Here is a 24,914-nt window from a genome sequence, read left to right as displayed (position 1 = left end):
CCGGATTCTTCGTGTTTGGGTGCCCGGCAGGGAGCGGCCCAATAGGCTGACGCCGGCTCGAACTCCTGAGGAGGATCCATGTCTCACGTCATCGCTTGGACGGGCACGGCCGCGGAGCCGATCGTGACGGCCAAGCTGGTCGATATCGCGGTTATCCTCGGACTGCTGGCGCTGATCATCGTCGTCGCTCGCCTCGCGGGCACCCTCGTCGCCAAGGTCGGCATCCCGCCGGTGGTCGGCGAGATCGCCGCAGGTGTCCTGCTCGGCCCGAGCCTGCTCGGCATGCAGCTGAGCACGGACCTGTTCCCCATCGAGCAACGGGGCTTCCTGGAGGTGCTGGCCCGGGTCGGGCTGGTGCTCTTCATGTTCGTCGTCGGCCTCGAGCTCGACGTGGCGCTGGTCAAGGGGCGGGAAAAGGTCGCCGGATCGGTGTCAGTCTGCTCGATCGTGCTGCCGTTCAGCCTCGGCATCGGGCTGGCGAAGATCTTCGTGGAGAACGACTCGACCGCTGGGCTGAAACCCGACGGTGTCGCTTTCTGGCCGTTCGCGCTGTTCATGGGCGCTGCGATGTCGATAACCGCGTTCCCGGTGCTCGCCAGGATCCTCACCGACCGCCGGATGCACCGCACCGAGACCGGTGCCCTCGCCCTGGCCTGTGCCGCGACCGATGACATCATCGCCTGGACGCTGCTGGCCGTGGTGCTCGCCACCTCGGGCATCGAGGGGAGCCACGGGCACCTGCCGAGCTGGGCGATCTATCTGGCGATCCCGTTCGTCCTGTTCGCGATCTTCGTGGTCCGGCCGGCGCTGGGCTGGCTGCCGAAGGCCTACCAGAAGGCCGGTGAGCTGACGCCGACGATCCTCAGCGTCGTCTTGGTCGGCATCCTGCTGTTCGCGGCGGCCACCGAGCTCGTCGGGATCCACTTCATCTTCGGCGCATTCCTCTTCGGCGCGATCATCCCGCACGAGAACGCCGCCGCCCTGCGCCACGAGATCCTGGTGCGTCTCGAGCAGATCTCGGTGTTGCTGCTGCTGCCGGTCTTCTTCCTGCTGTCCGGTCTCAAGGTCGACATCCGGGGCCTGGGCACCGAGCACATCCTCCCGTTGCTCGCCATCCTCACGGTCGCGATCGTCGGCAAATACGTCGGTGCCTACGTCGGCGCCAAGCTGCAGGGTGTGCCGCACTGGCAGGCGAGCTCGCTCGGTCTGCTGATGAACACCCGCGGTCTGACCGAGCTCATCATCCTCAACGTCGGACTGGAGAAGGGCCTACTGAGCACGGAGCTCTTCACGATGATGGTGATCATGGCCCTGGTCACCACGGTCATGACCGGCCCGCTGCTCGGTTTCACCTATCCGCAGCGCCGGGTGGCCCGCGACATCGCCGAGGCCGATCGCGCAGCGCTCGGCGACGAGGCCGTCGACCGGATCCTCGTCCTGAGTCGCCCGGATGCAGCCAACGACGTCGCGGTGGAGGTCGCGGTGGCGATGCTCGCCGGCGCCCGTCCGGCCGAGATCGTGATCGCCGACCTGCAGCCGCAGGGCCGTCTGCTCGAGATGGGCAGCGGCCTGACCGGCGAGCTCGCCGAGATGGCTGCAGCGATGGAGCGTCAACAGGTCCTCGTCCGCGCGGGCGAGACGGCCGGCGTGCCGGTGCGCGTGATCGCGCACCCCAGCGCTGACGTCCAGGGCGACCTGGTCGAGCTGGCTCAGGTGCTGCTCCCGCAGGGCGTCGTGATGTGGTCCGACGATCCGTCCGGCGCCGGCGTGCTCGCCGTGATCGACTGCCCCGCGGCCGTCGTCGCCGCCGGCACGGAGCAGCTGCCGACCGGTGCCCCGGTCGCGGTCACGTTCAGTGCCGACTCCGACGGTGAGTCAGCCGTCGTGCTCGGGGCCCGCCTCGCGATCGCCCGGGACGTGCCGCTCCAAGTCGCCGGAGACAGCCGTCGCGTCGAAGCGGTGCGCGAGGCTCTCGAAGCGCGCGGAGTGCAGGTGACCGACCCGATCGCGCCCGACGCCGCCTCGGGGCTGGTTCCGGTGGTCGTCGACGTCGCGGCCGCCGGTGGCGGTGCGTCCATCGGCGCGAAAGCCGAGCCAGCCGCCGTACCGGTCGACTTCGCGACCGTCGAACTGGGCGCGACCGCCGACGCCTGATCGCGGCGGCGGCCGCCTGAGCCTCGGCTCAGGCCCCGCCGGCGTGGGTGTTGTAGGCGAGGGTGCGGTGCCCGATGCGGATCCGCGTGCCCTGCACCAAGACGTGCTCGGCGCCCGAGGGGAGCCGCTGCCAGTCCGGGGTCTTGGGCACGTGGATGAAGGTGCCGTTGGTCGAGCTGTTGTCGATCAACACGACGTCCCACCCGCGCAGCTCGAGCCGCGCGTGGACGCGGGAGACCTGGTTGGACTGGTCGATGATCGGCAGCCCGCGGAAGTCTCCGGCCTGCACCCGCTCGTCGGCGTTGGGGTCGCGCCCCAGCAGATAGGGCGTGTCGAGCTGGAAGACCGAGCCGTCGTCGAGCACCACGACGCCGAGCGGCGGTCGTACGCCGTTCACCAGCACCGGCGTCTGCTGCACCATGTTGATGCCGCAGATCGCGCAGAAGAGCTGGCGCGGGTCGTTGAAGTGGCGGTTCTTGCAATAGACGCCGCGCACCTCCTCGCGGGGCGTTCCCGGTGTCGCCTCGATGACGCTCGGGTCGTCGACGATCGGCAGCGGCGCGAAGTCGTCGTCGTCGAGGTCGTTGATGAGCACCGACTGGAACTCGACGCGCTCGTCGGCCTGCGGAGGCGGCAGCGGGCGGCCCGCGGGCGCAGCCGGAGCGGCCGGCTGGTGCGGGTGGTCGTGCCCGGCGTGGTCGTGCCCGGCGTGGTCGTCGGCCATGACCGGCTCCGGGGCCGGTGGGGCCGGGGGAGCGGGGGTCTCGGGCCAGACCGGGTCCACGGGAGTTGCCGGCGCGGCTGCCGGAGGCGCGGCGGGCACCGGCTCCATGTCGTCGGCCGTGTCGTCCTTGAGGAGCTCCTCGGCCGGCACGCCCATCGTGTCGATCTGGGGAGCGGCCATCATCATCGCGCCGCTGCCGGTGTCGCCGGCGGGCACGACGAACGACCCGGCCTGGATCACACCGCCGTCGAGACGGAAGGACGAGCCGGGATCAGCCGGGCTCGCGCCCGGGAGGGTCACGGTGACCTCGTCGACCGGCCAGGGGACCAGCTTCTCGACCCAGGCCAGCGAGTCGGCACCGGAGATCCTCTGGTCACCGACCATCACGACCGCGTCACCGTCGACGAAGACCGCGAGTCCGGTGTCGTGCGGGGCCAGCGCCGCCAAACCAGGGGACTGCTCGCCCGTCGACAGCATCAGCGCGTAGCCACGCACGAGCTGGCGGCCCTGGCCGCCGTTGGCCGCGACCATGAGCGCGTGGTCGACGTAGGGGCGCACGACCTCGGCGTCGGTCGAGCCGACGAGCAGGACCACCGGTCCCACCCGCGCGAGCGTGCCCTCGCCCGCGCCGGGGACGACAGTCGCCCTTGCCCAGTCCTCTGCTGACTGCTTCACGTCACACGATCCTTCCGCCGAAGAAGCGCCACTTGATGAGCGGGACCCGCATCGGCCCGTTGGTCCAGATCCAGACGATGAACCAGATCACCGAGAAGTCGATGAAGAAGGCCCAGAAGAAGGTCGAGGTGAGCTCGCCGTCGTAGAAGCCGTCGGGCATGCCCGGCACCAGGCCGAGCTCAAGCAGCAGCCACACCAGGGCGCCCTCGTTGATCGCGGTGATGAGGCCGAACATGGTCGGCCAGTCCTTCTCCCACCGGAACTGCTGGATCAGGTGGTAGAGCAGCTCCCACAAGATGCCGAGCACCAGCACGGTGGCCAAGATGACGTAGGTGACCTGGTAGAGGTCGCCGCTGAACCCGGGCACGCCGGGGAGACCGTCGGGCAGCACGGGCGTGATGAAGAACGTGATGATGCCGCCGAAGACGACGAGCATGAAGATCCGGGTCTGCAGGCGCCCGTTGAGGGTGGGCAGCATCAGATGACTCCTCGAGAGGTCGACGGGACGGTCACGGCTTGCTCCCGAAGAGCCACTTCCACCACTGCAGCGTCGAGCGCACCGGCCCGATGCGCTTGCAGAACTTCCGCTTGTTGAGGTCGAGGTAGATCTCCTGCGCGGCGACCTGTAGCCCCAGGAAGGTGTCGACGCCGGGGAAGTAGCCGCCGAGCGTCGTCGCCCCGGAGGCATACATCGCGCCGCTGCCCGACCGGGTGCCGATCAGCTCGAAGTTGCGGTCGACGTTGAGCCGACCGCTGGGGTTGCGACTCGCGCCACCGTGGTCGAGGAGGTCCTTGAGCAGACGGTGCTCGGCGATGTCGGCCTCCAGGCCGGTGCAGTCGATGACGAAGTCGACCTCGACCGGCACCACGCCCTGGTTGGTCTTGACGTGGTTGACGATCCGCTCGCCGTTGGGCTGCATGTCGTCGACGGTGCCGACCAGGCAGGTGTACCAGCCCTCACGTCTGCCCTGGTTCATCTGCTTCTGCCACAGCTTGCGCCACGGGGTGTTGGTGCCGCCCATGCGCTTGTAGAGCTCGGCGCGCTGCTCGCCCTCCAGTCCGCGCACCTGCTTCTTCAGCTGGCCGCCCCACACCGACTTCGGGTAGTTGAAGCCCTGGTAGGCCCAGCCGTTCTCGCCGCGCCGACGCATGAACAACCGGGTCTTCCCGCCGCCGGGGCGCGGGTCCTCCTCGTTGCCGTAGCCGTCGTTGGTGCCGTGGTAGTAGGTGCGGAACAGGTGGACGATGTTGGTCTGCGCGCCCTTGATGAGGCGGTCGTCCATCAGCCGCTGGAGCACGCGCGCAGCGACGATGCCACCGCCGCGCACCATCACGGTGCTCGGCTGCTGCAGGAGCCGCTCGTAGACGTGCTCGTGGGACTCGTAGGCGTTGACGATGTGGCGGTAGTCGTTGTGATCGGTGCGGTAGCGCTGGAGCTCGGGCAGGAACTTCAGCCCGGGGTAACCGACTGCGAGGTGCACGTATTGCGAGCGGAACGCCACCCGCTTCGTGGCCGACGCACCCTCGGGGGGCGTCAGGATCGTGAAGTAGCCGCCGCCGTACCGCCGACGCACGATGCGCACCAGGCCCTTGACGAGCATCTCGTCGTAGCCGATGCGGTTCTTCTCGCGCTCCATGCCCTCGAAGGCCTGGCCGGCCTTCGGCGTGTAGTAGTCGGCGAAGATCGGCTCGGTGAAGAGCCCCAACAGCACCTTGAGGTTGAAGGTCTTCATGCCCTCGGCGAAGCCGTAGGACGGGAAGCCCCAGATGTTGTCCGGCCGCGAGGCGGAGTCGGAGCGGAGCCGCTCGCCGCGGGGGATCTGGGACACCCGGGTGAGGTACTCGTAGGTCTGCCACGGGTGGTCGAGCGTGCCGAGCACGCGCATCTGCGAGGTGGGCACGCCAGCGATCCGCAGGTAGTCGACGGTCACGAAGCTGCCGATGCCCGAGCCGACAGTGACGAAAGGTACGTCGACGATCGGGATGCCCGCCCCGGCGACCAGCTCGTCGGTCCAGATGTCGGTGGCGAGCATCTGGTCGGTGAGGTCGCCAGCCGGCATCGGCTGTGCGGGCAGGTAGGTGTTGGGATCTGTGGTCGGTACCACCGACGCTGCAGTGGGCTCGATCAACGTGTCTCCTTCATCGTCGGAAGGTGCCGCCCCAGGTGCGTCCGGAACGCTACACCGGCTACCCGCTGACGCGCCGTTGAATCCTGAACCGTCCTGGCGGGTTTTGATGAGCCGCGCCGGTGGCACATGCAATGCTGAGGATTCCCAGGGCGGGAGCGCCCGAGAGAGCATCGGAGGAACGCGTGCAGGGCATCGCGGACTATGAGTTCATCAGGCCGTTGGGGGAGTCGAACTACGGCACCAACTACCTGGCGAACGCACCTGCTCGCCTCGGCATCCCGGCCAGCGAGGTCGTCGTCAAGGTCATCGCCGGTCCGACGTCCGACGACGCGTTCCGCCGGGCGACCCGCGAGCTGAAGCACTTCAGCGTCGCCGACTCCGACCGCCTCGTCGCGGTCTACGACGCGGGCCGGCACGGCGGCGCCTTCTACTACGCGATGGAGTATCTCCCGCTCGGGTCGCTCGAGCAGCCCAACACCAGCCTCGACAAGGGCCGGGCCGTGGCGGCGGTGCGCGACGCCGCCCTCGCGGCGCACGCCTTGCACGAACGGGGCATCGCCCACCGCGACATCAAGCCCGCCAACATCTTGATCGCCGACGACGGCGGCCGGCTCTCGGACCTCGGGCTCTCGCAGCTGTTGTCGCCCGGCATGGTGATGACCGGGCTGGGGCAGATCGGCCTGGAGTTCACCGACCCGGCGATCATGCTGGGCGCTGCGGCATCGCGCGCCAGTGACATCTGGTCCCTCGGCGCCTGCCTCCACTACGCCCTCACGGGACGGGGCGTCTACGGCGACCTGCGCAACACCGAGCCGCTGCTGCTCGTCCGTTCGATCCTTGCCTCGCATCCGACGCTCGCCCCCGACCTGCCACCCGCCGCGGCGGAGCTGATCGGGGCGTGCCTGGCCACCGACGTGACCGCCCGCCCGCGGACAGCGGCCGAGGTCGCCGAGCGTGCGTCGGGCATCGCAACCGGCCTCGGCGCCGGCGTCTGAGCCCACCACCGGTGCGGTGACGCACCACGGTCCGCTGCGAAAGTAGGATTCGCAGGCCGGTCCGGCGAAGAATTCCACCGACGGGGAGATTCATGGAACTGCACGAGAGCCTGTACGCCCTGGGGCAGAGCCAGGGCCGGGAGCTGTTCAACGACGCTGACAGCTTCCGCGGTGCGCTCGACGACTACCTCGACGAGGACAGCGCGACCACCGGAGACATCAACCTCCTGGTCGACGCCGTCCGACTCGGTGCCTTCCAGGCGATGACCACGATGCTCGACAGTGGCGCCGACTCCGACCGGGCCGTCAGCGAGGCTGGAGCCCGGCTCGCACGCGACCGCGGCAGTGCCGACGTCGGCGGTGCGATGTGGGCGCTGGCCGTGCTCGGTTACGCGATCGGCAAGGTCAACGACCAGCAAGTACGTCGCTACCGCACCCAGCACGCGTCCTCCCCGGCCCCGCCGCCGGCCGGTCCGGCCACGATGCTGCCCCCGACGGGTCTGCCGTCGCCCGGCCAGCCGCCGATGACCTCACCCGGCGCGCCCCCGCCGATGAGCCCGCCCGGACCCTCGGCTCCGGCTCCCGCGCCGACCGCGCCGGTCTGGCCGAGCTCCGGCTCCAGCGCCCCCAGCTATTCGCCCCCGCCGTCCGCCGGAGCGCCGAGCCCGGTCGGTGCCGGCTCCTACGGCGCCCCGCCGCCCGCGGCGACCCAGACGTTCAGCCCCTACGGGCAGCCGCCGCCGGCCAAGAAGCGCAAGCTCTGGCCGATCGTGGTCGGTGTCGTGGCCGGCGTCGTGCTGGTCGGTGGCGGCGTCGTCACCGTGGTCGCGCTCTCGGGCGACGACAAGAAGGACCCCGACGACCCGAAGAAGTCGGACAGCTCGGCCACGAGCGACCCGACGTCGGAGGGCCCGGACGTCAGCTTCGACGCGCTCAACACGCGCTACGCGAGCCTGGCGACGATGGTCACCTCCGGCCTCGACTCGTGCGCGGCCGGCACCCCGCAGTCGGGGCAGACCGAGAAGATCGAGTGCACCTTCCCGCAGGGCACGATGGTGCTGACGACGTACGCCTCCGACGCTGAGCTGACCGCCGCTCGCCGGCGCCACCTCAACACCGCCGAGGGCACGATCGTCTCCGACGTCGACTCGGGTGCCTACTACCGCTTCGACCCGACGACGGCCGACCCGGAGAGCACCGCTGCAGCCCTCGTCTACTGGGACAGCGCGGCCGGCAAGCAGTCGGCCGAGGTCACCGGTAGCACCGGGGTGTCTGCCGACCAGCTCGACCAGACCTTCGAAGCGGTGTCGGCCACGGTCACGCCGCCCGACGGTCCCACCGACCTCGCCGTCAAGGACTTCAACACCCTGTTCGGCATCGTCAACTGCCGGCGGATCCCGACCGAGACGGGCGGCGAGACCGAGGAGAGCGAGTGCCGTCGCTCGGGTCGCCGCACCTGGGTCGGTCGCTTCGACAAGGGCGCCGACCTGCGCCGCTACCGCACCAATGCCAAGACGTTGACCAACCAGGACGGCCGACTCGTCGTCGACTACTGGTACAACGACGACAACAGCAACGGTCAGCAGGACGACGACGAGCCGGAGCAGGGCAAGATCTACGGCTACGTCGAGGAGCAGGACAGCGGCTCCAGCTTCGGCGTCCTCTACATCGACGACTTCGACTGCGGCTGCTACCTGCAGATGTACGACAAGGGCCAGGGCGACCCCGAGAAGTTGTACAAACTTATTTTCTAGTGCGCGAGCGTGTCGCGGACGGCGCGGCGCCACCCGGACCGTCGCTTCGCTCGGCCTAGGGACGCCCCGCCGTGCGGCTTCGCCGCGACGCGCCACGCTGCCGCGCACTCATGCCTCGGCAACTCAGAGGCGAGAGGCCGCTGGTTGAGGTGCGAGGAGCGCTAGCGACGAGCCTCGAAACCAAGGCTCAGGGGCGCTCAAGAGTATTGGCGAGCTCGGCGGTGAGCGTGCGGTGCGGGTCGACCGGACGCTCACCCGAGCCAGCCCCGGCACCCAGGTCGCCCCGGACGATGATCACCATCGAGGTGTCGTCGCCGCCGATCTGAGCGGGCTCCTCGAGCCAGCCGGGCAGCTGGTCGCGCATCCAGTCGAGACCGCGGGTGCGGCCGAAGTCGACGAGCTGCTCGCCTGTCTGGCGCCACCAGCCCTCAGCATCGACGCGGGACGTCCCGAAGCCGTCGGTGCACAGGAAGGCCAGGGCGACGTCCTCGACCCGGGTGTCGATGACCGCGGTGCGCAGGGCGCTCAGCGGGTCGGGCTCGCAAAGCGAGCTGGTGTGGAGGCCGTCGAGCTGCGGGTCGTCAGGCACCGCCCGCATCGCCTCGCCCTGGTCGGTGACGATGACGGAGTCGCCGTCGCCGATCTGGAGCACGACGAGCAGGTCTCCCGTCACGGCGGCGGCCAGGATCGTCGTGCCGTAGGGGCGCAACGGGTCGTGGAGCGCTGCGGCCTGCCGGTCGTCCGAGCCGTCGTAGGGGTTGGCCTCGATGTGGTGCTCGACCTTCGCGACCCAGGTGTCGACGATCGCGGCGGCGGCCGTCGCGACCACGTCAGCGGCAGTCTCGGGGTCGGTCAGGTCGCCGAGGACCCGGCGCAGCTCCTCCACCGCGCTCACGGTGGCGAGGGCCGAGCCGGTGTCGCTGCGGAAGTGGGCCCGGTGACCGTGGCCGTCAGCGACTGCCACGACGGCCTGGACGCCGTTGGTCCAGGTGTGGATCGAGTCCTGCAGCGGCAGGTGGTCGCGCACGTGGACCGACCCGATCGTGGATCCGGAGAGGACGACCCAGCTCGGCGCGCCCGACGGTGGTTCGAGGGTCACCCGAGGGTGCTCCAGATCGGATCGCCGATCGGGCTGGGCGGGACGGAGGTGAGTCCGCCGCCGCCGACCACCGGCCGCGACGCGACCTTGCTGGCGGCCTTGGACGCCCAGACGATGTATTCGACCAGCTGCTCAGGATTGTCGGCCCGCAGGAGCGGGACGTCCTCGTCACCGATGAACCGGCGCAGGGAGTGCATGTCGGCGTCGCGACCGACACCGAGCGCCAGCCGTACGGCGGTCGCGCCCCACCGGTTGTTGAGCAGTGCCTGCAGGCCCTCGGCGAACGTCGTACCGCTGCTCTGCGTCGGGCGACCGTCGGAGACCAGGATGATCGCCGGGGGATAGGCGCTGGAGGTCTCATCGAGGTGCGACAGCGCGTCGGTGAGCGTCAGGAGGGCGCTGCCGAGCTCGGTGAAGCCGCGCGGCACGGCCTCGAGCCGCTCCCAGTGGATCTCCTCGACCGACGTCGGCTGCTCGATGACCCAGCGGGGCTCGTTGGCGAAGGCCAGGACGCGGATCAGGAGCTCGGCGTGGGGGTTGGCGCGGGCCTCGTCCCTCAGGTGCGGCAGCACTTCGGAGATGGCGTTGTTGAGCGCCTGGATCCGGCCGCCGCGCATCATCGAGCCCGATACGTCGAGCACGAAAATGAAGTGAAGGGGCTTGCGCGCAAGGGCGCCCCCCAGGCGGTCGCTCATGCCATCTCCTGTTACCGGGTTTGGACGCCGCGGTCACTGACCAGGCTATAGATTGTCACACACCGAACCCTCATATGCGGGGGTTCGGCGGCGGAACGAGAGGCGGAGGTCGGCGACACCCATGGTGCTGGCAGAGGGCGTCGAGGTCGACCTCGGCCCACTGGGCCGGGCCCGGGTCACCTCCCTTCTGGGGCAGGGCGGCCAGGGCTACGTGTTCGAGGTGCGCCGTGACACCGGCGAGCCGCTCGCGCTGAAGTGGTACAAGCCCGAGAGCGCGACGACCGAGCAGTACCAGGAGATGCAGCAGCTCGTGGAGATCGGTTCTCCGCACCGCCGCTTCCTGTGGCCGCTGAGCATGGCTCGTGTGCAGAGCCAGCCGAGCTTCGGCTACGTCATGCACCTGCGTGATGCGCGGTTCCTCGAGCTGAGCTACCTGCTCCTCAACGCCGACCGCGACGGCAAGCCGCTCGACGTCTCCTTCTCCTCGATCATCGAGCTGTGCCGCCAGCTGAGCTACAGCTTCCTGCGGCTCCACGCGCGGGGGCTGTGCTATCGCGACATCTCCTTCGGCAACGTGTTCTTCGACCCGGCCAACGGCGACGTCCTCATCTGCGACAACGACAACGTCGGCATCGACAACGGCACCGGGCGAGTGCTCGGGACGCCGTACTTCATGGCGCCGGAGGTCGTGAGCGACACGACCTACCGGACTCTGCCCAACACCGACACCGACCGGCACTCGCTGGCGGTGCTGCTGTTCTACGCGCTCTTCCTCGGCCACCCGTTGGAGGGCAAGCGCACCGACGCCGGCATGCGCGACGCGCACTGGCTGATGACGCACTTCGGCACCGCACCGCTCTTCTGCATGCACCCGGGCGACGACACCAACCGGCCGGCCGAGATCGTCCAGCAGTACTGGAACATCTACCCGCAGTTCCTGCGTGACCTCTTCGTCCAGGCGTTCGTCGACGGCATGGGGCGCCCCGGTGCTCGGGTGACCGAGGGCCAGTGGATCAAGGCGATGGACCGGCTGCGCGACGGCCTGCTCGCCTGCCCGACCTGCGGCACCACCAACTTCTGGAGCGACAGCGAGCCCGACCCGGTGTGCTGGCAGGACGGCGCGCAGGTGCGGCCGCCGTACCTCCTCCAGGTGGGACGGCGCACGGTCGCGGTGGGCCCGCAGGCCGCGATCCGTTCCGACCACCTGGCCTCGGGAGTCGACCACCCGATCGTGCTCGGCGACCTGCGCCAGCACCCCCAAGAGCCCGCCCGGTGGGGACTCCACAACGCGTCGGACTTCGCGTGGCCGGTGTCCTATCCCGGGGGCCAGAGCTTCACCCTCGATCCGGATCGCACCATCGAGCTGGTTACCGGGGCCCGGATCCAGATCCGTAACGCGACGGTGCAGGTGCGCCAGCCGATCCCGCCCGGCGCACCCGCCTAGGTCGGCTGCGATGTCACCGCTGGTGGTCGAGGTGGACGGCCGCGTCCTCCGCCTCGAGGGGAAGTCGGTGGTGCGGATCGGTCGCGCGATCGACGCGGAGGTCGTCCTGACCGCGGGATCGGTCTCGCGGCAGCACGCCGAGCTGCGGCCGGTCGACGGCCGGTGGGTGCTGGTCGACACCGGCAGCCAGTTCGGGACCTACGTCGACGGACGACGCGTCAGCGAGTACCCCATCACGGGGCGGACCCACGTGCGGTGCGGCCCGGCGGCTCCGGGTGCGGAGTTCGTCATCACGCCGGCTGACGCGGTTGTCGAGGCGGTTGTCGAGGCGGGGGACGGCGCGCCGCCCGCGCCCCTGCCGCCGCCGGCGCCCGCGATGTCGTTCGAGGAGCCCACGACGGGACCGATGCCCGGCGAGCGGCCGGTGGCTCAGTCCCGGTTTGCACCGCCGCCCCCGCCCGGACCGTCCGGCACCCACGTCGCTCGCCCGAAGGCGCCGATCCCGCCACCGCCCGTGGCTGCGCCCGGTCTCGACCAGACCCAGGTGCTCGCCGCCCAGCCCGCCGGACCCGTGCGCCAGGGCGGACCCAGTGGTCCGCCGCCGGTGCGCAGCGGGCCGGACCTGCTGATCGTCGCGGAGGGCAAGGAGCACCGGTTCCGGCACCCAGCGCAGATCACGATCGGGCGGCTGCCCGAATGCACCGTCGTGCTCTCCGACCCGGCCGCGTCGCGCTCGCACGGCATCGTCACGGCAGTGCCGAACGGTTGGACCTACACCAACCAGTCCAACGAGGGCACCTACATCAACGGCCGACGGGTCGGTTCGAAGCAGTTCGACGAGCGGCTCGAGCTGCGGCTCGGGCACCCGATCGCGGGTCCCGAGGTCACGCTCGTGCCGATCCTGTCGGCGGCCGAGGAGGAGAAGCGGATCGTCCGGCGCCGCCTGGTCCGCGGGCTTCTCGTGGCCGGCACCGCGGCCGGCGTGCTCGCCCTCGTCGTCGTGATCGCCGCCGTCGCGGTCGTGCTGAGCCGCAACGACGGCAGCGGCGGTATGGGTGGGGCGCCCTCGATCGCGCCGACGGGCACCACGGACACCGACGGCGGCACGTCCGGCGAGCTGACGGAGACCGAGCTCGACGCGGCCAAGGCGGCGACGGTGAAGATCGTCGCGCAGAGCCACGACGTCGGCGACGACCAGGAGTTCACCTACGCAGGCTCCGGGTCGATCATCCGCGCGGACGGCCTGATCCTCACCAACGCTCACGTGGCAGCACCCGAGGCACCTGGAGTCGTGGAGCAGTACGGCCCCGACGCCGCGATCGCCAACCCCGAGTTCCTCCTCATCTCGATCACCGACGGCATGACCGACACGACCGCGCCGCCGGAGTACCGGGCGCGTCTCGTCTCCGCCGACGGCTACCTCGACGTCGCCGTCATCCAGATCTACGCCCAGGCCGACGGCTCCGAGCTCGCCGCTCCGGTGTCGCTGCCGACCGTGCCGATCGGGTCGTCCGAGGACGTCCGCGCCGGTGACGACGTCACGGTCCTCGGCTTCCCCGCGGTGGCTGGCTCGGGTGACTCGATCACTGTCACGACCGGCGCGATCTCGACCGTCCTCAACGACCCCGACCTCGGGCCGCGCTCCGAGTTCGACACCGAGGCGCGCATCGCCCCCGGCAACTCCGGCGGCATGGCGATCGACAACGACGGCCGCCTCATCGGCCTCCCGACCGCGCTGGAGTTCGACCCGAGCGGCACCCCGGTCACTAGTGGCCGGATCCGGGCCATCGACCCGGTCAAGCCGATCATCGCGCAGGCCGAGCAGCAGGTCGGCTGAGATTCCCCGGCTGACCACGCGGCCCGTCGCCAGCGACCCAACGGCCAACCGAATGCCCCAGCGCCGCGCCCGTCACGCGAGCCAGCACCTTTTACGGTCCTGACGCTGATCTGCAACATGGGCGAAGCACGATGACCGGATGTTCTTCAGGATCCGCACCCGCTTGCCCGACTCCCCCGGAGCACTGGCCACGCTGGCTCGGTGTTTGGGTGATGCGGAGGTCAATATTCTCGCGCTGCAGATCTACCCCGACCTGGGATCCGTCACCGATGACCTGGTGGTCGAGGTACCCGACGCCGTTTCGCCGAGCCGACTGATCGAGTTGACCGAATCGGCGGGCTGCACCGAGGTCACCGTTTCGGTCTGCTCTGAGCACGAGCTCCAGGACCAACCGACCCAATGGCTGTCGGCAGTGCGGCGACTCATCGACGACCCGACCCGCGTCCAAGCCGAGCTCACTGGCCTGCTCGGGCCCAGAAAGAACCTGTCACCCACCGAGCAGGTGAGGGCCGCTGCGCTGACCGACATTGCCGCCGCAATGGGCGAGCCTGCTACTCCGGTGCCCAACCCTGGCGCCGTGGTTACCTACGACCAGACCTCAACTGGGGTGAGGGCCAGGGTCGGCAACGGAGTGATCGGCTCCGCAGAGTTCAGCCAGTTGTTCCCAGTCCGCCCCGCCGAAGGCACGCTCGAGGTGGCGCCGGCCTGGCGGCGCATGGGTATCGGTAGCAATCTGCTGCGTCGGCTGTGTGTACTCGCTTCGGAGGCGGGGGCCGAGGAGCTTGTCCTGGTCGCATCAGCGGACGAGCGCGGTGCCGCGGCGCTGCTCGCCGCCACCGGGATGCGTGGCCGGATCCGGCTCACATCGAACGGTTTGTCTGTCCACCTGACCCTGCCCGCTACCCGAGGGGTCAGCAGGTCCGGGTGATCGCGGGGCGCTCGGCACTCGGCATCAGCGCGCGTTCGGGCATGCCTGTAACCCCGCTGGTGGGCGGGGTTTCGGGCTGTGACGTCTACTCGGGTTCGAGTTGGTCGGTGCCGGGTCGACTGGTCAACGGGTAGGTGCCGGTGGGGTCGACGAGGTAGGTGCCGGAGGGGGTGGTCCAGTAGTAGACGCCGGGTCTGAGGATCCGGACGGTTGCTTGGCCGCTGGTTTTGAACCTGTGGTGGCCTCTGCATTCGGGGCACAGGTTGCAGGCACAGGTCGGACCGCCCTCGCCGTAGGGGATCGCGTGGTCGAGGTCGCAGGCTTCGGCTGGTCGGGTGCAGTAGGGGTAGCCGCAGTGGTGCCTGGCCAGTTCGACTTGGTGGCGGAGTCGGTCGGGGATCTCGTAGGAGTCGACCGGCTGGCAGTCGGCGAGGTCTTGGACGGGTCGCACGATCACTGTGCCGGGCGCGGTGCTCATCCAGTGCTTGATGGTTTCGACGGTGAGGGGTGTGCGGGTGTTGCCGCACCTGGCGACGACGCCGTCCTCGCTGAGGTGGAAGGTCAGCACGGTCTTGCGGGCGGGGATGGTGCGGGTGATCTCGCCGGTGTCGGGGTCGACGACGTCGAGGTCGAGGGCCAGGTCTTCGCGGGCGATCTCGCCGAGGGCTTTGGCGCGGCGGACGTCGAGGGTGTCGTCGTCGCCGAGTTGGCCGAGGAGCTTGGCGCGGCGTTGGACGGCGTTTTCGAGGTCGAGGGCGTCGGGGAGGTTGAGGGCGGTGGTGCCGTGGGCGATGCCGGTGGGGCCGACGTGGTTGATGCCGAGGTCGACGTGGCGGGTCTCGGCGTCGTCGCGGGCCTTCTGGGCGGCGGCGTCGGGGTCGTACCGGATGAGGGCTTCGTCGACGAGGCGTTCGATCTGGGCCCAGGAGCAGGAGTGGGCGAACGGTGCGAGGTGGGCATCGACGTACGCCGCGGCCTCCCAGGGAAGGAGGCGGGTGTGGTCGGCGATCCGCAGTGCTTTGTAGACCGGGACGGCGCCGGCCAGGACGCGCTCCCAGGTCTGGGGGAGACGCCAGCACAGTTCGACGACCTGGCCGACGTAGTTGCGGCCGGAATCCAGGGACCGGCCCAGCACGGTGGCGAGGTCCATGACCGCGAAGTCGCTGACCAGGGGTGCGCCGGGTCCGGCGACGGGGAGGCCGGTGTCGAGACCTCGCTCGGTCAACGTCGAAGCCATGGTCTCGTCGGTGACGGTGTGGAGCTCGGCGTAGTGGGCGATGCAGGCGAGCTCGCGGATCGCGGCGTTGGTCGCGAGCACGCGGATGTCGCGGAGGTCGTCCAGCAGGGTGTTGCTGGTCGTGGTCCCGAGGTTCATGTTCTGTATTAAACACGGGACCACCGACAGAACCCCTGGACCGGCGTCAGGGCTGTGGAGAAGGCCGTGGGCCGGTGCGGGCGTCTCGATACGCGGCTCGCTGCGCTCGCCAGCTACTCGACGAACCAAGCACGGCGACTCGACGAACCAAGGTCGCCTGCTACTCGACGAGCCAGGACCGCTTCTCGACGAACTGGCGTCACCTCGTCGGCGGTTCCTTCGGCCGGTCAGGCAGGATGAGCGGGTGCTGATCCTGCGCGAGGTGCCCCGTCGCGGGGTGCGTCTGTCCGCGGGACTGGCTGCGATCGAGACCACTACGGCGCTCGCGATCGCCCACACCGCAGCCGGGGGAGAACTGCCGGCCGTGCCGGCGTTGGGCGCTGTCGCGCTGACGTCGTACGGCGCCGGGGTGCTCGTCCTCCGACACCGCACCCCGATCCGCGTGGTGGTGCCGGCTCTGGTCGGACTGCAGGCGGTGCTGCACGCGTGGCTGGTCGTCCTGGTCGGCAGTGGGCACCACACGCACGGCGGGTCGCCCGACGCGTTCCTCGGGCTCAGCTGGCCCATGGTCGGGGCGCACCTGGCGGCAGGTCTCGCCGCGGCGCTCGCGTTCGCGCTGCGGCGCCGGGCGATCCAGGTCATCCTCGGCTGGGTGGACGCGGCGACGCCGCAGATCCCGCACCGCGCGCACGTCGCGACACCTGCGATCGCCCCGAGACTCCTCGGCCGTTCGTCATCGGCGCACCCCACCCGCGGACCTCCGCCGGTGCTCTGCGTGGCCGCCTGACCGTTCCCTGTCCGGGCCGGTGAGTCGGCTGCGCCTGCGCGCACCCATCGAATCTCCAGACAAGGAACACCCATGCACATCCGACGTATCGCCCTGCCCGCGACTGCCGCTCTCGGCGCTCTCGCACTGACGGTCGCTCCCGCTGCCGCCCACGTGACCATCTCGCCCAACACCACCGCGGCCGGCGCCTATGCCGTGCTGACCGTCAGCGTCCCGCACGGGTGCGACGGGTCGGCGACGACCGAGATCGCCATCAAGCTGCCCGAGGAGATCTACGCGGTCACGCCGACGCGCAACCCGTTCTGGACCGTCGAGAAGGTCATGCAGACGCTCGACGAGCCCATCACGGACGCGCACGGCAACGAGATCACCGAACGGGTCGACCAAGTCGTCTACACGGCCAACACGCCCCTGCCCGACGGTCAGCGCGATGCCTTCGAGCTGTCCCTCCAGCTACCCGACGCCGCGGGCGAGACCCTCGCCTTCCCGATCGTGCAGACCTGCGAGAAGGGCGAGACGGGCTGGACCGAGGAGGCCGCTGACGGCCAGGACCCCGAGGAGCTCGAGCACCCGGCGCCGCTCGTCACCATCACCGAGGCCGACGGTGAGGGCCACCACGGCGGCGACATGGACGGCGAGGAGCACCGTGACAAGGACGCCGACCACGGCGACAAGGACGCCGACAAGGACGACGAGGACGGCAACGGCCTCGCCCTCGCCGGCCTCGCCACCGGCATCCTCGGCATCGTGATCGGCGGCGTCGCCCTGGCCCGCTCCCGGAAGGCCTGACGAGCCGGATGAACCAGATGAGGCGTGCGCTGGCGGCGGTGCTCCTGGCCGGAGCCCTGATGGGCCTGGCCGCTGCCCCGGCGTCGGCGCACGCCTCGCTCGTGTCCTCCGACCCCGCTGAGGGCGAGGTGCTGGCCGAGGCGCCGGAGCAGGTGACGTTGACCTTCGACGAGCCGGTCACGGTGGTCGACGACGGGGTGAAGGCCTACGACGCCGCGGGGGACCCGCTCGACATCGATGCCGCCGCGCGCGACGAGGTCGTGACGGCGGAGCTGCCGGGCGGCCTCGACGACGGCACCTACGTCGTGGTGTGGCGGGTCGTCTCCTCCGACGGGCACCCGATCACCGGCTCGGTGACGTTCCACATCGGGGCGCCCAGCCCCTCCGTCTCGCCGCCGCACGACCTCCCGCAGACCGACGACACGACGATGCGGGCGGTCGCGAGCGCCGTGCAGGCGCTGTCCTACATCACGTTGCTGCTCGCCGGCGGTCTCACGATCTTCTTGTCCTGGACCTCGCGCGGCGTCCGCCTCCGTGAGGAGGTACGCCGACGTCTGGTCCGCCTGCTGCGTGCTGCGTCGGTCGTGGCGGTCGCGGTGGCCGCGGTCGCCGTACCGCTGTCGGGTGCCTACCAGCGCGGCGCCGGACTGGGCGGCCTGTTCGAGGGTGCGTCGTTCGACCCGACGCTGGTCGGTGACGACATCACCGTCCTGCTGCTGCAGGCGGTCGGGCTCGGTCTCGCGGCGCTCCTCGCCGGCCGTCCGACACCATCGCTGACCGGTGACATCGGCGCCGGCCTCGCGGTCTGGTCGCCCGCACTGGTCGGGCACACCCGCGCCTACGAACCGGCCTCGCTCCTGGTCCTGACCGACGCGCTCCACCTATCGGCCGGAGCCGTCTGGCTGGGCGGACTGGTCGGGCTCGCGGTCGCCCTGCCGTCGCTGGCCGGCCGGGAGGGTGACGGTGCGCTCCTGCTGAGCCGGTTCTCGACGGTCGCGGCAGGTCTGCTGGCCGTGCTCGCCGCGGCTGGGACCCTGCTCGGCTGGCGGATCCTCGGATCGTGGAGCGCACTCGTCGACACGACGTACGGCCGGCTCCTCCTGGTGAAGGTCGGCCTCGCTCTCGTCGTGCTCGGGATCGCGGCGTGGAACCGCTACGGACTGCTCCCGCGCGTGAGCGACGGCGCGCACGAGGCCCGCCGCCGCACGACGCACCTGGTCGGGAAGGTGGTGCTTGTCGAGGCCGCGCTGCTCGTCGCGATCCTCGGCGTCACCGGCTTCCTCGTCGAGCAGCCTCCTCGGGCCGAGGCGACGACCGTGCCGGCGACGACCGGCGCGAAGGTCGCCCGCGTGACGGTGGACGACCTCCAGGTGCTCGCCGTCCTCGACGACATTGACGGGCGCCGGCGCGGACTGACCATCCAGGTCCAGGACCTCGCGGGAGAGCCCGTGGACCTGCACGCGCGTCCTGTGGTGTCGGTGCGCAACACCGACGTCGACCTCGGCTCGGTCCCGGTCGCGCCGACGGGTACGGGCACCTTCCGAGCCGTCGTCACCTTCCCCGCACCGGGGGAGTGGGAGGTCCAGGTCAGCCTGAAGATCGACGAGTTCGACAACCCGGTGACGGCGCTGTCGGTCAGCGTCGAGTGATCGTCGCCGTGACCGGCACCGTGTGCACGATGCCGTCGACCCGCACCTGCACGAAGAAGCGATAGTCGCCCGGTCGCTTGAAGACGGTGTGGAAGGTCAGCACGGTGCCGTCGTCGGTCACCTCGGGCTCGCCGTAGGGGTGCACGTGCACGAACACCTGCTGCGCGGCGCGCAGCCCGCCGCGGAAGCCCGACACGTGGGCCGCGGCGCCGAGGTAGCTGCCCAGCTGCACCGACCGACCGTCGAGGGTCGTCACGACGAACCGCAGCCGGCCGTCAGGACCGATCGTCCCGCCGCCATCGACCCGGACCCGCACCACGCCGTCGTCGCCCTCGGGCTCGACCGGCACCGGCTGGGGTCGCCACTTGCCGGGCACGGTGACGTCGGCCGCGAGCACCACCGGGAGCTTCACGCCTGTGGGCTGGAAGTCCGCGACGACGCGGTAGACACCCGGCGCGCCGAGGTCGACCGGCACCGACCAGGTGCCATCGTCGAACGTCGGGTGGACGTGGCGGTAGATCGCGAGGTCGTCGCGGACGACGTAGAGGTGCAGCTCCTTGGTCTGTACGGCGTCGTAGCGGGTGACCGCTGCTCCGTCGCGGCCGACGATGCGGAAGGACAGGTTCGCCGGACCGTCGGTGCCGGCGGCGAGGCGCAGGCCGGTGAGCGTGTAGCCACCCGCGGTGGAGCGGGTGCCGTTGCCGGTCGTCACGGCCTCGACCTGACCGGGGCCGTGGGTGTGGCCGTCGCCGGAGGTGCTGCCCGTGCTGGTCGACGGCGGGTCGAGGACGAGGCGGCTGGGGCGGGACTCGGGCTCGGGTTCGTCCTCGCCGCATGCCGTCAGGACCGGCGCCAGGGACAGGGCGAGCGTGAGCGCCGCGACCCGGCGGTGGGCGCGTCTCACGGGGCCGCCGAGAGGAACAGGAACGCGGCGAACAGGACGAGGTGGACCCCGCCGGCGAGCGGCTTGGCGCGACCGGGCACGACGGTCAGGACCGAGACGATCAGCGACAGCACCAGGAGGACCAGCTGGAGCGGGTCGATGCCGAGGGCGAGTGGTCCGTCGAGCCAGATCGACGCCACGGCGATGGCGGGGATCGTGAGTCCGATCGACGCCATCGCTGAGCCGTAGGCGAGGTTGAAGCTGGTCTGCACCTTGTCGCGCACCGCGGCGCGGACGGCGGCGATCGACTCGGGGAGCAGCACGAGCAGTGCGATCACGACGCCGACGACGGCCTCGGGCAGGCCGAGGGAGTCGACGGCCGACTCGATCGCGTGTGACTCGACCTTGGCCAGGCCGACGACGGCGACCAGCGCGACACCGAGCAGCCCGAGGCTGATCAACGCCTCGCGCGCCGGCGGTGGGTCGGCGTGCCCGTCGCCGTCGAGGTCGACGGGTCCGCGCGCGCCCTCGCGATCGACGGGGAGGAAGAAGTCGCGGTGGCGCACGGTCTGGGTGACCACGAACATCGCGTAGAGCGCCAGTGACGCGACGGCCGCGAAGGCGAGCTGCGAGCCGGTGAAGACCGGGCCGTCGGCGCTGGTCGTGAAGGCCGGCACCACGAGGGTGAGTCCGGCCAGGGCGGCGACGGTCGCCAGGGCCGACCCGGTGCCCTCGGGGTTGAACACGGCGAGGTGGTGGCGCAGCGCACCGACGACGATCGCAATGCCGACGATGCCGTTGATCGTGATCATCACGGCCGCGAAGACGGTGTCGCGCGCCAACGTGGAGGTGTCGCCCTTCCCGGACACCATCAACGTCACGATCAGTCCGACCTCGATGATCGTGACCGCCACGGCGAGCAGGAGCGAGCCGAACGGCTCACCGACCCGGTGGGCGACGACCTCGGCGTGATAGACGGCGGCGAGCACGGCCGCGACCAGCGCGAGACCGACGACGACGTTGCCGAAGGTGCCGGGGTGCGTGCCCCAGGAGACGGCCAGCACCACGGCGGCGAGCGGCGGGCTCACGACCGCCCAGGAGAAGCGGCCCGCTGTCGTCGTACTCATGTCCTGGCCGAGTCTAGGCAGGTCTAGGCAGTGACCCTCAGGAGCGGCACGATGAGGACATGGCCGCGGGCATCGACCGGGCCGTGCTCGACTCGGCGATCGCACGGGCTCCGGTGAGTGACGACGGGCGCTCGGGAGCCGCGCTCGAGCGCGTGCTGCTCGCGACCGGCGAGCACGTCATCGTGAAGCGGTACGACGCCTCGGTCGACCTCGTCATGCAGATGTGCGGCGACACCCGGGGGCGCGAGGTCGCGCTCTACCTCGACGGCGTGCTCGACGACCTGCCGCCGACGGTGCGACACCCGATCCTCGATGCCTGGTACGACGACGGGCACGGGGTGGTCGTCATGCGCGACCTCGGCGACAGCGTGCTCACGTGGGAGGACCGCCTGTCGGCGGCGCAGGTGCGCCACCTCCTCAGTGCGCTGGCCGACCTGCACGCCGCGCACGCGGGACGGACCGAGCTCACCGAGACCTCCCTGGACCTTGTCGTCGGCCTCTTCCAGCCCGACCGGATCCGGGCGTACGCCGGCGCGGGACTGATCGATGCCGCCCTCCGCGGCTGGGAGCACTTCGCCGAGGTCGCACCGGGCGACGTCGGCCGGCAGGTCCTGGCCCTCGCCCACGACGTGACGCCGCTGGTGCGGGCGCTGGAGGACTGCACGCCGACGCTGCTCCACAGCGATGTCGCCACGGTCAACGTGGCGATGGAGGCCGACGGCATCACCCTCATCGACTGGGGGTTGGCTTCGGTCGGGCCCGCCGAGATGGACGTCGCGCGCCTGCTGGTCGGGTGCGGGCACCTCTTCGACGTGTCCTTCGACGAGTTCCTCGACATCCAGCGCGAGGTGGCCGGGACCGAGCACGACGAGACGGCCCTCGACCTGGCGCTGCTCGCCGGGCTGACCTGGCTGGGCTGGAACAAGTCGCTCGACATCGTCGAGCACGACGACCCCGCGACCCGTGCTCGGGAGCGGGCGGGACTGGACTGGTGGCTCGCGCAGGCCGCGCGCGCCTTCGAGAGAGGACTGGTGTGATGGACACGCAGGAGATGCACCGCCGTACGGTCGAGTGGTGGACCACGTGCCTCGCCGGCGTCGGCGACGGCCAGTGGGGCGAGCCGACACCGTGCGCGGACTGGGACGTGCGGGCGCTCGTCAACCACGTGGCGGGCGAGGACCTCTGGACCGTGCCGCTGCTCGAGGGCAGCACGATCGAGGAGGTCGGTGACCGCTACGACGGCGACCTGCTCGGTGACGCACCCCTCGCCGCCGGTCAGGCGGCCGCTGATGCGGCCGTGACGGCGGTCGCGGACCTGCTGGCCGGACGGGAGACCGTGCAGCTGTCCTACGGAGAGGAGCGGGCCGACGAGTACGTCTGGCAGCTCTGTGCCGACCACCTCGTCCACGGCTGGGACCTCGCGGCGGCCGTCGGCGGTGACACCGCGCTGCCGGCGGACCTGGTGGCGGCGCTGGGGGAGTGGTTCGCTCCGCGCGAGGAGATGTATCGCGGTGCGGGTGTGATCGGCGACCAGCAGGCGCTCACGGGCGATGCTCAGCACGACCTCCTGGCCCGCTTCGGCCGGGAATCGGGCTGGACGGCCCCCGGCTCGTAGACTCGGTGGCTATGGCTGAGTCGCTCTTCCCCCTCCTCGAGCCGCACCTGCTGTCGGTGTCCAAGCCGATCCAGTACGTCGGCGGCGAGCTCAATTCCGTGAGCAAGGAGTGGGACGGCGTGGAGGTCCGCTGGGCCCTCATGTATCCCGACGCCTACGAGGTCGGTCTGCCCAACCAGGGCGTGCAGATCCTCTACGAGGTGCTCAACGAGCGGCCGTGGATCCTCGCCGAGCGCACCTACGCGGTGTGGCCCGACATGGAGAAGGTCATGCGGGAGCACGCCATCCCGCAGTTCACCGTCGACAGCCACCGCCCGCTCGGCGCGTTCGACCTGTTCGGCGTGAGCTTCTCGACCGAGCTGGGCTACACCAACATGCTCAACGCGCTCGACCTCGCGGGCGTCCCGATCCACGCCGTCGACCGCACCGACGAGCACCCGATCGTGATCGCCGGCGGTCACGCCGCCTTCAACCCCGAGCCGATCGCCGACTTCATCGACGCGGCCGTGCTGGGTGACGGCGAGGAGGTCGTGCTCAAGATCTCCGAGCTCGTCCGCGAGTGGCGGGCCGAGGGCTCACCCGGTGGGCGCGAGGAGGTGCTGCGGCGCCTGGCCGTCAGCGGCACGGTCTACGTGCCGCAGTTCTACGACGTCCGCTACGACGCCGACGGCCAGATCGCGGCCGTGGTCCCCAACCGGCCCTGGGCGCCCGACCGCATCCGCAAGCACACGCTGATGGACCTCGACGCATGGCCCTACCCGGCCAACCCGCTGGTGCCGCTGGCCGAGACGGTGCACGAGCGCTTCAGCGTCGAGATCTTCCGGGGCTGCACCCGCGGCTGCCGGTTCTGCCAGGCCGGGATGATCACCCGACCGGTGCGCGAGCGCTCGATCGAGACCATCGGTGCGATGGTCGACAACGGCGTGCGGAAGACCGGCTTCGAGGAGGTCGGCCTGCTCTCCCTGAGCTCGGCCGACCACACCGAGATCGGTGAGGTCGCCAAGGGACTGGCCGACCGCTACGAGGGCTCCAACGTGTCGCTCTCGCTGCCCTCGACCCGAGTCGACGCCTTCAACATCACGCTGGCCAACGAGTTCTCCCGCAACGGCCGCCGTTCGGGCCTGACGTTCGCGCCCGAGGGTGGGTCGGAGCGGATGCGCAAGGTGATCAACAAGATGGTCACCGAGGAGGACCTGATCCGCACCGTCGCGACGGCCTACTCCCATGGCTGGCGCCAGGTGAAGCTCTACTTCATGTGCGGCCTCCCGACGGAGACCGACGAGGACGTCCTGCAGATCGCCGAGCTGGCCAAGAAGGTCATCGCCAAGGGGCGTGAGGTCTCCGGGCGCAACGACATCCGGTGCACGGTCTCGATCGGCGGCTTCGTGCCCAAGCCGCACACGCCGTTCCAGTGGGCCGCGCAGCTCGACGTGGAGACCACCGACCGGCGTCTGCACGAGCTGCGCGAGATCGTCCGCACCGACAAGAAGTACGGTCGCGCGATCGGTTTCCGCTACCACGACGGCAAGCCCGGCATCATCGAGGGACTGCTGTCCCGCGGTGACCGGCGGGTCGGCCGGATCATCGAGACCGTGTGGCGCGACGGCGGCCGCTTCGACGGCTGGAGCGAGCACTTCTCCTACGACCGCTGGATGGCGGCCTGCGACACCGGGCTCGAGGGCACGGGCGTCGACCTGGCCTGGTTCACCACCCGCGACCGCGACTACGACGAGATCCTCCCGTGGGACCACCTCGACTCCGGCCTCGACAAGGACTGGCTCTGGGCGGACTGGGAGGACGCGCTCGCCGTCGGCGACGGCACGTCCGACGTCGAGGTCGAGGACTGCCGCTGGACGCCGTGCTACGACTGCGGCGTGTGCCCGGAGATGGGCACCGAGATTCAGATCGGGCCGACCGGGCGGCAGCTGCTGCCGCTCTCGGTCGTCTGACGCTGTCAGGCCGAGGGTGCGCCCTTGCCTGCAGGGGCCTTCGAGGCCGTGATCCACTGGCCCGGGGCGTAGACCGCCAGGTCCTTCCCGGCCGCGTCGGTCACGAAGAGGTGGCCGTCGGCTACTGAGAGAGACTCGGCGTCCTTGTGCGTCGAGGTCTTTCCGTCGGTCTGGACAACCCTGATCGCCACGAGATCTCCTTCGGGTGCAGGCATGCGGTCAGTAGCGCACCGTACGCGAATCACTACGCCGTTACCCAGGTTCTCGCAGTTAATCCTCGATGGCTTTTCCGCACACCCACCTGCA

Annotated in this window: 21 protein-coding genes; 12 read left to right on the top strand and 9 right to left on the bottom strand. The window is 70.4% G+C overall.

What is annotated here, in order from left to right; translation table 11 throughout:
- Nucleotides 1–78: 78 nt before the first annotated feature.
- Entirely contained in the window at nt 79–2,154 is a 2,076-nt protein-coding gene (locus F0U44_RS09415) for a cation:proton antiporter (protein ID WP_149728044.1), read from the top strand.
- A 28-nt stretch (nt 2,155–2,182) separates the two neighbouring features.
- Here F0U44_RS09415 and F0U44_RS09410 read toward each other — a convergent pair whose 3' ends face one another.
- Genes F0U44_RS09410 through F0U44_RS09400 form a run of 3 tightly spaced genes read right to left on the bottom strand, consistent with a single transcriptional unit; the run spans nt 2,183 to nt 5,682 of the window.
- A complete protein-coding gene (locus F0U44_RS09410) occupies nt 2,183–3,553 on the bottom strand; it encodes an FHA domain-containing protein (RefSeq protein ID WP_149728043.1) in 1,371 nt (456 codons plus the stop codon).
- Between the two features lies 1 nt (nt 3,554).
- Complete coding sequence (locus F0U44_RS09405; RefSeq protein WP_149728042.1) at nt 3,555–4,031, bottom strand: hypothetical protein; 477 nt, start codon at nt 4,029–4,031, stop codon at nt 3,555–3,557.
- A gap of 31 nt (nt 4,032–4,062) precedes the next feature.
- Complete coding sequence (locus F0U44_RS09400; protein ID WP_223163634.1) at nt 4,063–5,682, bottom strand: FAD/NAD(P)-binding protein; 1,620 nt, start codon at nt 5,680–5,682, stop codon at nt 4,063–4,065.
- A 182-nt stretch (nt 5,683–5,864) separates the two neighbouring features.
- Between F0U44_RS09400 and F0U44_RS09395 the strand changes: the two genes are divergently transcribed.
- Nucleotides 5,865–6,677, top strand: coding sequence for a protein kinase domain-containing protein (locus tag F0U44_RS09395; RefSeq protein ID WP_149728041.1), 813 nt, complete (start codon nt 5,865–5,867; stop codon nt 6,675–6,677).
- 92 nt (nt 6,678–6,769) lie between these two features.
- Nucleotides 6,770–8,431, top strand: a complete 1,662-nt coding sequence (locus F0U44_RS09390; RefSeq protein WP_149728040.1) for a hypothetical protein — start codon at nt 6,770–6,772, stop codon at nt 8,429–8,431.
- Nucleotides 8,432–8,618: 187 nt separating this feature from the next.
- On the opposite strand, the gene F0U44_RS09385 is transcribed toward F0U44_RS09390, so the two are convergent.
- Together F0U44_RS09385 and F0U44_RS09380 are read right to left on the bottom strand one after the other, a co-directional pair.
- Nucleotides 8,619–9,530, bottom strand: coding sequence for a protein phosphatase 2C domain-containing protein (locus tag F0U44_RS09385; protein WP_188113405.1), 912 nt, complete (start codon nt 9,528–9,530; stop codon nt 8,619–8,621).
- A complete protein-coding gene (locus tag F0U44_RS09380) occupies nt 9,527–10,225 on the bottom strand; it encodes a vWA domain-containing protein (protein WP_149728038.1) in 699 nt (232 codons plus the stop codon). The genes F0U44_RS09385 and F0U44_RS09380 overlap by 4 nt, the downstream gene beginning before the upstream one ends.
- A gap of 121 nt (nt 10,226–10,346) precedes the next feature.
- Here F0U44_RS09380 and F0U44_RS09375 point away from each other — a divergent pair, with 121 nt between their 5' ends.
- The 3 genes from F0U44_RS09375 (at nt 10,347) to F0U44_RS09365 (ending at nt 14,434) form a co-directional block, all read left to right on the top strand.
- Complete coding sequence (locus F0U44_RS09375; RefSeq protein WP_149728037.1) at nt 10,347–11,669, top strand: protein kinase domain-containing protein; 1,323 nt, start codon at nt 10,347–10,349, stop codon at nt 11,667–11,669.
- Between the two features lie 10 nt (nt 11,670–11,679).
- Complete coding sequence (locus F0U44_RS09370; RefSeq protein ID WP_149728036.1) at nt 11,680–13,506, top strand: FHA domain-containing protein; 1,827 nt, start codon at nt 11,680–11,682, stop codon at nt 13,504–13,506.
- Between the two features lie 139 nt (nt 13,507–13,645).
- Nucleotides 13,646–14,434, top strand: coding sequence for a GNAT family N-acetyltransferase (locus F0U44_RS09365; RefSeq protein WP_149728035.1), 789 nt, complete (start codon nt 13,646–13,648; stop codon nt 14,432–14,434).
- 85 nt (nt 14,435–14,519) lie between these two features.
- On the opposite strand, the gene F0U44_RS09360 is transcribed toward F0U44_RS09365, so the two are convergent.
- Nucleotides 14,520–15,809, bottom strand: coding sequence for an HNH endonuclease signature motif containing protein (locus tag F0U44_RS09360; protein WP_149728034.1), 1,290 nt, complete (start codon nt 15,807–15,809; stop codon nt 14,520–14,522).
- Nucleotides 15,810–16,053: 244 nt separating this feature from the next.
- Between F0U44_RS09360 and F0U44_RS09355 the strand changes: the two genes are divergently transcribed.
- The 3 genes from F0U44_RS09355 (at nt 16,054) to F0U44_RS09345 (ending at nt 19,034) form a co-directional block, all read left to right on the top strand.
- Nucleotides 16,054–16,596, top strand: coding sequence for a hypothetical protein (locus F0U44_RS09355; RefSeq protein WP_149728033.1), 543 nt, complete (start codon nt 16,054–16,056; stop codon nt 16,594–16,596).
- 72 nt (nt 16,597–16,668) lie between these two features.
- The gene (locus F0U44_RS09350; protein WP_149728032.1) at nt 16,669–17,385 is read left to right on the top strand and encodes a YcnI family copper-binding membrane protein; all 717 of its coding nucleotides are present in this window, start codon (nt 16,669–16,671) and stop codon (nt 17,383–17,385) included.
- A gap of 8 nt (nt 17,386–17,393) precedes the next feature.
- Nucleotides 17,394–19,034, top strand: a complete 1,641-nt coding sequence (locus F0U44_RS09345; protein WP_149728031.1) for a copper resistance CopC/CopD family protein — start codon at nt 17,394–17,396, stop codon at nt 19,032–19,034.
- Here the strand turns inward: F0U44_RS09345 and F0U44_RS09340 are convergent.
- Both F0U44_RS09340 and F0U44_RS09335 read right to left on the bottom strand, forming a co-directional pair.
- Complete coding sequence (locus tag F0U44_RS09340; protein ID WP_149728030.1) at nt 19,021–19,938, bottom strand: DUF8832 domain-containing protein; 918 nt, start codon at nt 19,936–19,938, stop codon at nt 19,021–19,023. The two genes, F0U44_RS09345 and F0U44_RS09340, sit on opposite strands and share 14 nt — an antisense overlap.
- Nucleotides 19,935–21,044 carry a calcium:cation antiporter gene (locus tag F0U44_RS09335; RefSeq protein ID WP_149728029.1) on the bottom strand — a complete coding sequence of 370 codons (1,110 nt, stop codon included), beginning with the start codon at nt 21,042–21,044 and terminating at the stop codon, nt 19,935–19,937. The genes F0U44_RS09340 and F0U44_RS09335 overlap by 4 nt, the downstream gene beginning before the upstream one ends.
- Before the next feature lie 59 nt (nt 21,045–21,103).
- On the opposite strand from F0U44_RS09335, the gene F0U44_RS09330 reads away from it, so the two are divergent.
- Genes F0U44_RS09330 through F0U44_RS09320 form a run of 3 tightly spaced genes read left to right on the top strand, consistent with a single transcriptional unit; the run spans nt 21,104 to nt 24,608 of the window.
- On the top strand, nt 21,104–22,081 hold the full coding sequence (locus F0U44_RS09330; RefSeq protein WP_149728028.1) for a phosphotransferase: 978 nt from the start codon (nt 21,104–21,106) through the stop codon (nt 22,079–22,081).
- On the top strand, nt 22,081–22,659 hold the full coding sequence (locus F0U44_RS09325) for a TIGR03086 family metal-binding protein (RefSeq protein ID WP_149728027.1): 579 nt from the start codon (nt 22,081–22,083) through the stop codon (nt 22,657–22,659). Before F0U44_RS09330 ends, F0U44_RS09325 begins: the two co-directional genes overlap by 1 nt.
- Before the next feature lie 11 nt (nt 22,660–22,670).
- Complete coding sequence (locus F0U44_RS09320) at nt 22,671–24,608, top strand: TIGR03960 family B12-binding radical SAM protein (RefSeq protein ID WP_149728026.1); 1,938 nt, start codon at nt 22,671–22,673, stop codon at nt 24,606–24,608.
- 5 nt (nt 24,609–24,613) lie between these two features.
- On the opposite strand, the gene F0U44_RS09315 is transcribed toward F0U44_RS09320, so the two are convergent.
- A complete protein-coding gene (locus F0U44_RS09315; RefSeq protein ID WP_149728025.1) occupies nt 24,614–24,799 on the bottom strand; it encodes a hypothetical protein in 186 nt (61 codons plus the stop codon).
- Nucleotides 24,800–24,914 lie beyond the last annotated feature (115 nt).

It is taken from the genome of Nocardioides humilatus (genome assembly GCF_008373755.1).
In the GTDB taxonomy this organism is placed as follows: Bacteria; Actinomycetota; Actinomycetes; order Propionibacteriales; family Nocardioidaceae; genus Nocardioides; species Nocardioides humilatus.
This window is presented reverse-complemented; position numbering and strand designations above follow the sequence as displayed.

What these genes read in the sequence shown, in the direction of transcription:
- F0U44_RS09415 (WP_149728044.1), top strand. Translation starts at nt 79, where the DNA reads ATGTCTCACGTCATCGCTTGGACGGGCACGGCCGCGGAGCCGATCGTG.
- F0U44_RS09405 (WP_149728042.1), bottom strand. Translation starts at nt 4,031, where the DNA reads ATGCTGCCCACCCTCAACGGGCGCCTGCAGACCCGGATCTTCATGCTC.
- F0U44_RS09390 (WP_149728040.1), top strand. Translation starts at nt 6,770, where the DNA reads ATGGAACTGCACGAGAGCCTGTACGCCCTGGGGCAGAGCCAGGGCCGG.
- F0U44_RS09380 (WP_149728038.1), bottom strand. Translation starts at nt 10,225, where the DNA reads ATGAGCGACCGCCTGGGGGGCGCCCTTGCGCGCAAGCCCCTTCACTTC.
- F0U44_RS09375 (WP_149728037.1), top strand. Translation starts at nt 10,347, where the DNA reads ATGGTGCTGGCAGAGGGCGTCGAGGTCGACCTCGGCCCACTGGGCCGG.
- F0U44_RS09370 (WP_149728036.1), top strand. Translation starts at nt 11,680, where the DNA reads ATGTCACCGCTGGTGGTCGAGGTGGACGGCCGCGTCCTCCGCCTCGAG.
- F0U44_RS09365 (WP_149728035.1), top strand. Translation starts at nt 13,646, where the DNA reads ATGTTCTTCAGGATCCGCACCCGCTTGCCCGACTCCCCCGGAGCACTG.
- F0U44_RS09360 (WP_149728034.1), bottom strand. Translation starts at nt 15,809, where the DNA reads ATGAACCTCGGGACCACGACCAGCAACACCCTGCTGGACGACCTCCGC.
- F0U44_RS09350 (WP_149728032.1), top strand. Translation starts at nt 16,669, where the DNA reads ATGCACATCCGACGTATCGCCCTGCCCGCGACTGCCGCTCTCGGCGCT.
- F0U44_RS09345 (WP_149728031.1), top strand. Translation starts at nt 17,394, where the DNA reads ATGAACCAGATGAGGCGTGCGCTGGCGGCGGTGCTCCTGGCCGGAGCC.
- F0U44_RS09335 (WP_149728029.1), bottom strand. Translation starts at nt 21,044, where the DNA reads ATGAGTACGACGACAGCGGGCCGCTTCTCCTGGGCGGTCGTGAGCCCG.
- F0U44_RS09330 (WP_149728028.1), top strand. Translation starts at nt 21,104, where the DNA reads ATGGCCGCGGGCATCGACCGGGCCGTGCTCGACTCGGCGATCGCACGG.
- F0U44_RS09325 (WP_149728027.1), top strand. Translation starts at nt 22,081, where the DNA reads ATGGACACGCAGGAGATGCACCGCCGTACGGTCGAGTGGTGGACCACG.
- F0U44_RS09320 (WP_149728026.1), top strand. Translation starts at nt 22,671, where the DNA reads ATGGCTGAGTCGCTCTTCCCCCTCCTCGAGCCGCACCTGCTGTCGGTG.